Origin of the sequence: Streptomyces sp. NPDC058000, from assembly GCF_042886435.1 — a bacterium.
Taxonomy (GTDB): Bacteria; Actinomycetota; Actinomycetes; order Streptomycetales; family Streptomycetaceae; genus Streptomyces.
Map to the genome: position 1 here is coordinate 44163 of NZ_JBHVQS010000060.1, position 10129 is coordinate 54291.

The window sequence follows — 10129 nt, forward strand, 5'->3', positions numbered from 1 at the left end:
CTACGCAAAGGGGCCGGTGGCGCGATGGACGGTTGTCCGTCGCGCCACCGGAAGGGGTGAACACGCGTGACTTTCCACCCCTCGGGGCGTTTCGCCGCGCTATGGGGGCGTTGGGTCGCGGAGGGCCGGTGGCTGGGCGATCGCCCGCACCGCCCGCTTCCCGGCCGCGATCTGCGGATCCAGTACCGGGACGGCCGCCAGCAGCCCCTGGGTGTAGGGGTGTTGCGGGCTGTCGTACACCCGGTCGACCGGCCCCTCCTCGACGATCCGGCCGGCCCGCAGCACCGCCACCCGGTCGCTGACCGCCCGGACCACCGCCAGGTCGTGGGCGATGAAGACCAGTGCGAGGCCCAACTCCCGGCGGAGTTCGGCGAGGAGGGCCATGATCTGCGCCTGGGTGGTGACGTCGAGCGCGGAGACCGGTTCGTCGCAGACCAGTAGGCGGGGCGTGGGCGCCAGGGCCCGGGCGATGCCGACGCGCTGCCGCTGGCCGCCGCTGAACTCGTGCGGATAGCGGTGGTACCAGTCCGGGTCGAGGCCGACCCGCTCCAGCAGTTCCTTGGCCCGCCCCGCGATCCGCCCCTCGTCCGACCCTCCCGCCGCGCGCAGCGGGTCGGCCACCGACTCGCCGATGGTGCGGCGCGGGTTGAGCGAGGACGAGGGGTCCTGGAAGACCATCTGCACCTCTGCGCGCAGCGGCCGCAGTTGGCGCTCGCCGAGCCGGCCGGCCTCCCGGCCGCGGTAGCGCAGGCTCCCGGCGGTGGGTTCCAGGAGGCGGACCAGCATCCGGCCGAGCGTGGTCTTGCCGCTTCCGGACTCGCCGACCAGGCCCAGCACCTCCCCGGCGGAGACGGTCAGCGAGACGCCGTCGACGGCGGTGGTACGGGCCCGGCCGCGGCCGAACTCCCGCCGCAGGCCGGTGACTTCGAGCAGCGGCTCGCCCGGGGCGGGGTCCGCGGCGGCCGGCCCGGGCGGTGTCACGGCCGGCGCCGGTATCCGTACGGCGTCCAGTCGGGGCACCGCCGCCAGCAGCTCCTTGGTGTACGCGGCGCGCGGGGCGCCGAGCACCTCGGCGACGGGGCCGCGTTCCGCCTCCCGCCCGTTGCGCAGCACCAGCAGTTCGTCCACGCTGCCGGCGGCCACCCCGAGGTCGTGGGTGACCAGGATCAGGCCCAGTCCGCTCTCCGTGCGCAGTTCGTGCAGCAGGTCGAGGATCTGCGCCTGGACGGTGACGTCCAGTGCGGTGGTCGGTTCGTCGGCGATCAGCAGCCGCGGCTCGCAGACCAGCGCCATCGCCAGCAGCGCGCGCTGCCGCATCCCGCCGCTGAACTCGTGCGGCCGGGCCCGGGACCGGCGGGCCGCGTCCGCGATCCCGACCCGGTCCAGTACCTCGACGGCCCGGGCCCGGGCGGCCCGCCGGGAGGTGCCCGGCCGGTGCACCCGGTGGACCTCGGCGATCTGGTCGCCGATGGCGTAGTACGGGTCCAGGGAGGAGAGCGGGTCCTGGAAGACCATCGCCGCGGTGCCGCCGCGCAGCCGGCGCAGTGCGGCGTCGGGGGCGGCGAGCACGTCCTGTCCGGCGACCCGGACCGTGCCGGCCACCCGTGCGCCGGTGCCGCGGTGCAGGTCCAGCAGGGCCGCGGCGACGGTGGACTTCCCGGACCCGGACTCGCCGACGAGGCCGAGCGCCCGGCCGGGCGCGAGGCGGAACGAGAGCCCGTCCACGGCGCGGACGTCGCCCGCCGCGGTCGGGAAGTCGACGGTCAGGCCGGTGACCTCGACCAGCGGGTCGGTCGGTTGTGCGGTCACGTGAGGGTCACCCTTCGGTCGGCGAACGCGTACAGGACGTCGGCGACGGCGTTGGCCACGACCACGGCGGCGCCGATGACCAGCACCGTCCCGACCACCACCGGCAGGTCCACGGTGCGGACCGAGTGGACCATCAGTTGGCCCAGGCCGGGCAGGCCGAACAGGGTCTCGGTGAGCATCGCGCCGCCGAACATCGTGCCGAGGTCGACGGCGTTGAGCGCGATCACCGGCGGCAGGGCGCCGCGCAGCGCGTGCCGGCCGATGACCGCCCGCTCGCGGAGCCCGTAGGCGCGGAAGGTGCGGATGTGGTCCTCGGCCAGCGTCTCCAGGGTGGCGGAGCGGGTCAGCCGGGCGTATTTGGCGGATTCCAGCAGGGCCAGTGCCGTCCAGGGCAGCAGCAGGTTCCAGGCCCACTGCTCGGGGTCCTCGGTCAGTGGGACGTAGGACGGGAACGGCAGCCACTGGAGGGAGGCGCAGAACAGCATCAGGAGCAGCAGCCCGGTGATGAAGACGGGGGTGGCGGTGCCGGTGAGGGTGAGCACCGTCAGTACCCGCTCGGTCGGTCCGCCGCGGCGCAGCGCGGAGAGCAGTCCGGTGCCGACGCCGAGCAGCAGCCACAGCACCATCGCGCCGCACGCGAGGGAGGCGGTGACCGGCAGCCGGTCGGCGAGCAGCGTGGTGACCGGCTGGTCGTTCTGGTACGAGAGGCCCAGGCAGGGCGCCTGGCAGTGCAGGACGCCGGTCCCGGTGGAGAAGTCTCGGCCGACGGCGACGGCCTGGAGGAAGTGCAGGTACTGCGCCACCGGGCTCTCGTTCAGGCCGAGTTGTTCGCGCACCTGGCGGATCTGGCCGGCGTCGCAGCGGGGTCCGCAGGCGAGCCGGGCGGGGTCGCCGGGTGCGACGTAGAAGAGCAGGTAGACGACGACGGACAGCAGGAACAGGACGATCAGCGCGCCGCCCAGTCGGCGCAGGACGTGGCCGGTCATGCGGTGGCGCTCCTCTCCCGGCGGATCCGCCGCGCGCCCGGGGTGCCGATCCGCAGCCGGGACCGTTCCCGCGGGTCGAGCGCGGCGCGGACCCCGTCCGCGAGGACGGTCAGTGCGAGGACCGTGACGAACAGGAAGACGGCGGGCAGCAGGACGTACAGCGGGTCGGCGCGGAACCACGTGGTGGCCGTGGAGAGCATCTGCCCCCACGAGGAGGTGGGCGGTTTGACGCCGATGCCCAGGAAGGAAAGTGACGCCTCGACCACGATGTTCGTCGGGACCAGGAGCGCCGCGTAGGTGATGACCGGGGCGGCGAGCGCGGGCAGGAGTTCCCGGCGGGCCACCCGCCAGGGCCCGGCCCCGCCGAGCCGGGCCGCGGCCACGTGGTCCAGCTTCTTCAGCGAGAGGGTCTGGGCACGCACGATGCGGGAGGTGCCGCCCCAGTTGAGCAGCCCGATGACGATGACCAGCAGCAGCGGCCGGGGGAAGCCGGCCGGTACGACCGAGGTCAGGGCCACCCCGCAGACCAGCATCGGCAGCGCCACCAGGACGTCGGTGAGGCGGGACAGCACGGTGTCGGCGAACCGGCCGCCGAGTCCGGCGGCCAGCCCGACGGTCACCCCGATGAGCACCTGGACGACGGTGGCGCCCAACGCGACCAGCAGGGAGATCCGGGCGCCGTACAGCAGCCGGGCGAAGAGGTCCCGGCCGGTGCCCGGTTCGACGCCCAGCCAGTGGTCGCCGCTGATCCCGCCGTACGGGCCGAGCGGCACCCCGCCGCGGGCCGAGTCGATCAGGTCGTCGTGGTACGTCGTGGGGTCCTGGCCCGCCAGGGCCGCCAGCAGCGGGGCGGCGAGGGCGAGCAGGGCGAGCGCCGCGAGGACGGCGGCGGCCGCCACGACACCCGGCCGCGCCCGCAACCGCCGCCATGCGCTTACTTCTTGACGGTTCGTCACTTGACCGAGACCTGCGAGATGTCGAGGACGCCGTCCCAGTCGCTGATCACGACGTTCTTGATGTCCTTGCCGTAGAGCCGCTTGTAGACCGGGTGGAAGAGCGGCACGGACACCGCCTGCCGGCCGACGGTGCGGTCCAGGGCGCCCCACCGCTTGGCCGCCGCGGCCAGGTCGGTCAGCTTGTTGATCTCGTCGATCTCGTGGTTGACCGCCGGGTCGTCGAGCTGGGCGTGGTTGAAGTTGTAGGCGTCCTTGACGATCTGCCGGCCGTCGAAGATCGGCGCGAGGAACGGGCCGCCGGACGGCCAGTCGGCGCCCCAGCCGCCGATGAACAGGCCCGGCTCGTCCGTGACGCTGTGAATCTTCTCCTTGTAGGCATTGTCCTCAAGTCCGGCCAGTTTGACGGTGATTCCGGCCTTCTTGAGGGATTCCTGGACGGCGGTGGCGACTTCCGGGCTGGTCGCGAAGTTCTTGGCGGTGGAGTGGGTGAGGGTGATCGTCAGCCCGTTGTCGTAGCCGGCTTCCGCAAGGAGTTCCCGGGCCTTCTGCGGATTTCCGGTCCTCCCGGCCGGGAAGGGGTCGTACGGGGTGTAGCCGAAGGATTTCTGGTTCGGCAGGAAGGTGGTGGCGGATTCGGCGAGCGAGGATCCGCCGGCCGCGTTGACCACGCTCTGCCGGTTGACGGCGTAGGCGATTGCCTGCCGCACCTTCGGATTGTCGAAGGGCTTCACCTTCGGGTTGAAGGCGAGGTAATTGGTGTAGCCGAAATGGCCGGTGCCGACCCGCTTCTTCAGTTCCGGGTCGCCCGCGATCTGGGCGAGTTCGGCGGGTCCGAGGTTGGTGTCGGTGGTGACCGCGGCGGCGTCGGCGCCCGATCCGGTCGACAGGCGCTGGTTGATGACCGCGGGGTCGAGCCCCGATTTCACGTCGATGGTGTCGGGATAGGCGTGCCGCTGGTCGTCGGTCTTCTCCGACCAGTGTGCATTGCGTTTGAGGACGAGGTGTTCGCCGTCCCCGGTGTTCGATACGACCTTGTACGGCCCCGAGGAGATCGGGTGTTCCTCGTATTTCGTACCGGTGTCCTTGCTGCGCGGTACCGGCGTGAACTGAGTCTGCGTGGCCAGCAGCGGGAATTCCCCTTCCGGCTTGCGCAGATGGAAGACCAGGGTCTTGTCGTCCGGGGTCTCGATGGATTTCAGCCCGTCCTTGGAAGTGTCCTTGTACGGGCCCTCATAGGCTTCGCCGCCGACCAGCCAGTCCCGCAAATAGGGGGCGCCGCCGGAGAGTTCGGGGGCGAAGGAGCGCTCGATGCCGTATTTGACGTCGGCGCTGGTGATCGGGGTGCCGTCCTCGAACTTCAGGCCGTCCTTGAGGGTGTAGGTCCACACCGTGGCGTCCTTGCTGGGCCGTCCGGTGTCGGTGGCGAGGTCCGGGACGGCCTTGGTGCCGGCCGCGCCGTTGGCCCGGTTGCGGGTGGTCAGGGTGCGGAAGACCAGGGTGGGCACCTTCCCGCCGCCGGAGGTGTAGAGCCGGGCGGGGTCGAAGTTGGTCTGCGGATCGGAGTTGAGGACGGTCAGGGTGCCGCCCTTCACGGGTGCGGCGTCCGCACCACCGCCGGCGCCGGCGTCCTTGGGGCCGCAGGCCGCCGCGCCCCCGGCGAGGACGGCGACGACCACGGCGGCGGCCACCCGGGTCACGGTGCGGGACGGGTGGCGGGAGGGGACCGGCTCGGCCATGGGAGGGGTGCCTTTCACAGCAGGAAGCACCCGCACGGGACGGCAGGAGGGCGCGGTGGCGCGCGAGGCCGCCCCTGCGGACACGTCAACGAAGAGAAATCACAACGGAATTACGTGGCGACGCGGGGGAAACACCCCGGTCCGGGAGGCGTTCGCGCCTCAACGGGACCGGGCGGGCCTCAGCGACAGTCGACGTCGGCCACGCTCTGCACGGACACGCCGATCAGCGCCAGCTGGAGAGCGGCGCGGTCGGTGGCGTGGCGGTGCGGCATGCGCAGATGATGGAACGGAGGTTCGGTTCCTGGCAAGGCGTCTCAGAATACGAGACAATGTGTCTCACACCTGACCGACGAAGCGTCACACGCCTGACCGACGAGGCGCCTCACGTCCGGCCCACGAGGCGCCTCACGCCCGACCGACAAGGCGCCTCACGCCCGCCGGGTGCGGCTCACTGTCCGGTCGGGTACGGCCAGGAGTTGGGCCGGCAGGTCGCCCCGTCCGTGGTCAGGAACTTGGTCTGCTGCATCATCACCGGGGCGAGCGCGCCCGGCCGCGAGCAGACCTCGTGGTTGTGCCCGAGCCGGTGCCCGACCTCGTGATTGATCAGCATCTGCCGGTAGGCCAGCATCTTGTCGGAGCCGTAGGTCTTGGCGCCCTGCGCCCACCGGTAGGCGTTGATCATCACGCGCTCGGTGGCCGCCGAGTCGCAGGAAACGTTGTCCTCGGTGGTGTCCAGACCGGACTTGGCGCACCACTTCCCGGTGGTCCCGGGGCTCGCCAACGAGATCACGAAGTCCGCGTCGCCGGACCCCACCCGCTGGAAGGTCCGCTGCCCACCGTGCGCCCAACTCCGGTCGTCGTTGAGGGTCTTGTGCACCGCCTCGGCGAACAGCTCGCCGTCCAGCGGCAGTCCCTCCTCGACGTCGACCCGGTAACGCAGCACCTTGCCGTGGCCGGGCGCCCTGGCGTCGCCGCCGACCGGCCGGAACCGGCCGCTGGCGGTCAACTTCGGGTCCAGCGGGAAGACCTGCGCCATCTGGGTGGCGTAGTCGGCGGGCTTGGCGTCCTGGCCGGCCCGCACCTCGGAGCGCGACGCCTGGTCGGTGCCGCCGTCGGTCCGGTCGTCACCGCTGCGGGCCTGCGCCCCGCCGTCGTCCCGGTGTTGGTCGGCGACCTGGCCCGCGATGACGACGGCGAGTGCGGTGGTCACCGCCGCGGCCGCCGCACCGGTGATCGTCCGCGCCTTGGTGCTCTTCCGGGCCACGCGCACCGCGTCCCCGGACCCGGTATCGTCCCCGGCCGCCTCCTCGCCCTCGGCCGTGACCGCGTCGCCACCGCCCCGACCGGCCGTCGGAGCGGCGAACACCGCGCCGGACGTGCCGTCGGAAGCCCCGTCCAGGAAGGCCGCGGCCCCCTCGCGGGGGAAGCCCGCCGGGAAGTCGGCGGGCCCAGGGCCCCGCGCGACCGGCCGGCCCGACCCGCCGAACGCCTCCAGATACTCCCGCCGCGGCCCCGGCCCACCACCCGGCGACACCACCGGCGCGCCGAACACGGGCGTGCCGGCCGCGGACGTGCCGAACGGGGGCGTGCCGGAAAGGGGCCCGTCGGGCTCGGCGGCCCGCGGCCGGGGGATCCTCGGCGCGGGCGGAGCGCCCGGCGCGTACGCGGCGGCGCCGTGGGTGGTCGGCTCCGGGACCGCGCCCCAGCCTCCGCCCGGCTCGCGCTGCTCGGGGTGGCCACCGCGGACCATCCCACCGCCCTCCGGCGGCCCGGTCACCCGGCGGCGGCGCCCCGGCCCCGGGACGTGCGGCGTACTGCCGGCGGCCTCGGCCGCGTCACCGGACGGGCGCTGCGGCCCGCCCCGGCGGCTGTGTCGTCCCATGGGGCCCGTCAGCTCCCGCCCACAGCAGGCTGCGCGGCATCGACCGCTCGGCCGGATCCGGCGTCCGCACCGGGGGCTCCGGACCGGTCCGCGGCGGAGTCGACCAGGTCGCGGACGGCCCGTGCCACCGCCTCGGGGTACTCCATCATCGCCACGTGTCCCGCCTCCGGAAGTGTCAGCAGCCGTGAGCCGCGGAACGCCGCGGCCGCCCGCCGCGCCATCCGGATGGAGACCAGGCGGTCGCGTCCACCGTAGACGAGGAGGGTGGGTGCCAGGACCCGTTCGGCCTGACGCCACAGACCGTGCTGGCCGCCGAGCGTGTAGGCGTTGACCACACCGCGCGCCGAACGCTCCATCACCTCCCAGAAATAAGGGAGTTCGAGCCGTCGGGCGTACTCCTCGACCGCGGAGCCGAAGCTCTCGGGAGTGACCCGGGCCGGATCGCCGTAGCAGAGCGCCAGCACCTCGCGGGTGCGCTGCTCCGGCGTCCATTCGCGGGTGAGCCGGCTGAACAGCCGGGCCACGCCGGGGACCGCGAGCAGTGCGGTGGGCACCGCCGTCCGCTGCGGCCGGAGTTCGGGCAGTGCGGGGGAGATCAGGGTGAGGGTGCGGACCAGATCGGGGCGCATCGCCGCGACCCGGGTCGTCGCCGCGCCGCCCATGGAGTTGCCGATGAGGTGGACGGGGCCGCGCTCGGCCGCGTCGAGGTAGCGGATGACCGCGCGGGCCTGTGCGGAGACCGAGTAGTTGCCGTCGTCCGGCGGCGGTGACTCGCCGAAGCCGGGGAGGTCGATCGCCTCGCCGGCCAGCCGGTCGGCGAGCAGCGGCATCAGGGCCGACCAGTTCCGGGACGAGCCGCCCAGGCCGTGGACGTAGAGGGCGGGTTCGCGGTCCCGGCCGGCGGCGTCGGCCGGCTCGCCCGGGGTCCGGACGGCCATCGTCAGCCGTGGCGGCGACGCCGGCGACACCCACTCGACCGCCTCGTCCGCGGCACCCGGGGCGCCGGGTCCGGCCGGCGGCACCGGGAAGGCGGCGGCTGTCGCGGTGTCCGGCGACTCGGTCGAAGACATGCTGTCGATGTTACGAGACGATCACGCCCCCGATTGTGTGTTCGCGGTCACACACCGCATCGCGCTGGCGCAACCGCTCTCCTAGGCTCGTAGCTAGGGCGGCCACCCGCGGACCACGGCCCCCGCACGCACCGGACAAGGGAGCCACCATGCACGTCGACCCGACAGACCCTGACACCTTCGAGGAAGCGACGAACGGCCCGGCCCTCACCCAGATCGACGTGGAGGCGCCGGAGGCCGACGCCGCCGAGCAGCACGCCGAGCTCGCACCGCAGCGCGACGAGACCGTGACCGGCAGCGAATTCTCCTCGAACGAGGCGGACCGCGCCGAACAGGCCCGGGTCGTCGAGCTCAACGAAGACGAATACCGATGACCTGGGGCGTTATGTCGGCTTCGGAGAGTGGTGCCGGGCAGAATTTCTCACCCCGGACCGCACACAGCGCCGTTACCCAAAAGTACGATGACGGCCGCGGTGCACCACCTTGTACGGACCGCAAACGGAACGATTTCTGGGAGGCAGCGTGAGCGCCATCGAGCAGACCGAGGCGGCGCGCCCGCGGGGCACACGCCTGCCACGCCGAGCCCGGCGGAACCAGCTCCTGGGCGCGGCCCAGGAAGTGTTCGTCGCGCAGGGCTACCACGCGGCCGCGATGGACGACATCGCCGAGCGGGCCGGCGTCAGCAAGCCGGTGCTCTACCAACACTTCCCCGGCAAGCTGGAGCTCTACCTGGCGCTGCTGGACCAGCACTGCGAGGCGCTGCTGCACTCGGTGCGCACGGCCCTGGCGTCGACCAACGACAACAAGCAGCGCGTGGCCGCCACGATGGACGCCTACTTCGCGTACGTGGAGGACCCGGGCGGCGCCTTCCGGCTGGTCTTCGAGTCGGACCTGACCAACGAGCCGGCCGTCCGCGAGCGGGTGGACAAGGTGTCCCTGGAGTGCGCCGAGGCGATCAGCGCGGTGATCGCCGAGGACACCGGGCTGTCGCGGGACGAGTCGATGCTGCTGGCCGTGGGCCTGGGCGGGGTCTCCCAGGTCGTGGCGCGGTACTGGCTGTCCTCGGAGAGCCAGGTGCCGCGGGACACCGCGGTGCAGCTGCTGACCTCGCTCGCCTGGAAGGGCATCGCAGGATTCCCGCTGCACGGCAGCGACACACACTGACCGTGTTCGCTGCTGGCGTGGCTGGCGACGTCCTGTCCGTCCCCGTACCGGGCTAATGTGTGCTGCGTACCGCGCGGCTGACCGCGCACCCTCCCCCGGCTGACGCTCGGGGGACCCCCAGACCGTCGGAGGGACAGTAGCCGTGGAGGTCAAGATCGGCGTGCAGCACGCGCCGCGCGAGATCGTTCTGGAGAGCGGGCAGTCTGCCGAGGAGGTCGAGCGCGCGGTGAGCGACGCCCTGACCGGCAAGGCGGAGCTGCTGAGCCTGGTGGACGATCACGGTCGCAGGGTCTTCGTCGCGGCGGACCGGGTGGCCTACGTGGAGCTCGGCGAGCCGACCGCCCGCAAGGTCGGCTTCGGCGCGCCCTGAGCGGCGGCAGCACCCCGGCGCTGAGGCGCCATCACTGACACAGGGCGGGGGGGGGGCGGCGGAGGGCAAAGCGCGCCCCCCCCGGGGGGTTTGGATAATAAAAAAAAAAAACAAACCAACAACCCCCCCACAACAAGAGAAAACCCAGAGGGTAAA

General features: G+C 72.7%; 10 protein-coding genes. 3 read left to right on the forward strand and 7 right to left on the reverse strand.

Annotated features, from left to right (window positions below; genetic code table 11):
- Nucleotides 1–99: 99 nt before the first annotated feature.
- From ACFVT2_RS35805 to ACFVT2_RS35835, 7 genes are all read right to left on the reverse strand, one after another.
- Nucleotides 100–1809, reverse strand: coding sequence for a dipeptide ABC transporter ATP-binding protein (locus ACFVT2_RS35805; protein WP_390024928.1), 1710 nt, complete (start codon nt 1807–1809; stop codon nt 100–102).
- Nucleotides 1806–2795 (reverse strand): ABC transporter permease, encoded by a 990-nt coding sequence (locus ACFVT2_RS35810; RefSeq protein WP_390024930.1) that lies wholly within the window; start codon nt 2793–2795, stop codon nt 1806–1808. Before ACFVT2_RS35810 ends, ACFVT2_RS35805 begins: the two co-directional genes overlap by 4 nt.
- Complete coding sequence (locus ACFVT2_RS35815) at nt 2792–3751, reverse strand: ABC transporter permease (RefSeq protein WP_390024932.1); 960 nt, start codon at nt 3749–3751, stop codon at nt 2792–2794. The genes ACFVT2_RS35810 and ACFVT2_RS35815 overlap by 4 nt, the downstream gene beginning before the upstream one ends.
- Complete coding sequence (locus tag ACFVT2_RS35820) at nt 3748–5487, reverse strand: ABC transporter substrate-binding protein (RefSeq protein WP_390024934.1); 1740 nt, start codon at nt 5485–5487, stop codon at nt 3748–3750. The genes ACFVT2_RS35815 and ACFVT2_RS35820 overlap by 4 nt, the downstream gene beginning before the upstream one ends.
- A 179-nt stretch (nt 5488–5666) precedes the next feature.
- Nucleotides 5667–5759 carry an Ms4533A family Cys-rich leader peptide gene (locus tag ACFVT2_RS35825; RefSeq protein WP_390024936.1) on the reverse strand — a complete coding sequence of 31 codons (93 nt, stop codon included), beginning with the start codon at nt 5757–5759 and terminating at the stop codon, nt 5667–5669.
- A 176-nt stretch (nt 5760–5935) separates the two neighbouring features.
- Nucleotides 5936–7369: a DUF3152 domain-containing protein gene (locus tag ACFVT2_RS35830; RefSeq protein ID WP_390024938.1), complete on the reverse strand. Its 1434-nt coding sequence runs from the start codon at nt 7367–7369 to the stop codon at nt 5936–5938.
- A gap of 8 nt (nt 7370–7377) precedes the next feature.
- Complete coding sequence (locus tag ACFVT2_RS35835) at nt 7378–8439, reverse strand: alpha/beta fold hydrolase (RefSeq protein ID WP_390024940.1); 1062 nt, start codon at nt 8437–8439, stop codon at nt 7378–7380.
- Between the two features lie 149 nt (nt 8440–8588).
- On the opposite strand from ACFVT2_RS35835, the gene ACFVT2_RS35840 reads away from it, so the two are divergent.
- The 3 genes from ACFVT2_RS35840 (at nt 8589) to ACFVT2_RS35850 (ending at nt 9973) form a co-directional block, all read left to right on the forward strand.
- Nucleotides 8589–8813: a hypothetical protein gene (locus ACFVT2_RS35840; RefSeq protein WP_390024942.1), complete on the forward strand. Its 225-nt coding sequence runs from the start codon at nt 8589–8591 to the stop codon at nt 8811–8813.
- A gap of 148 nt (nt 8814–8961) precedes the next feature.
- Nucleotides 8962–9603, forward strand: coding sequence for a TetR/AcrR family transcriptional regulator (locus tag ACFVT2_RS35845; protein WP_390024944.1), 642 nt, complete (start codon nt 8962–8964; stop codon nt 9601–9603).
- Between the two features lie 142 nt (nt 9604–9745).
- Complete coding sequence (locus ACFVT2_RS35850) at nt 9746–9973, forward strand: DUF3107 domain-containing protein (protein WP_390024946.1); 228 nt, start codon at nt 9746–9748, stop codon at nt 9971–9973.
- Nucleotides 9974–10129 lie beyond the last annotated feature (156 nt).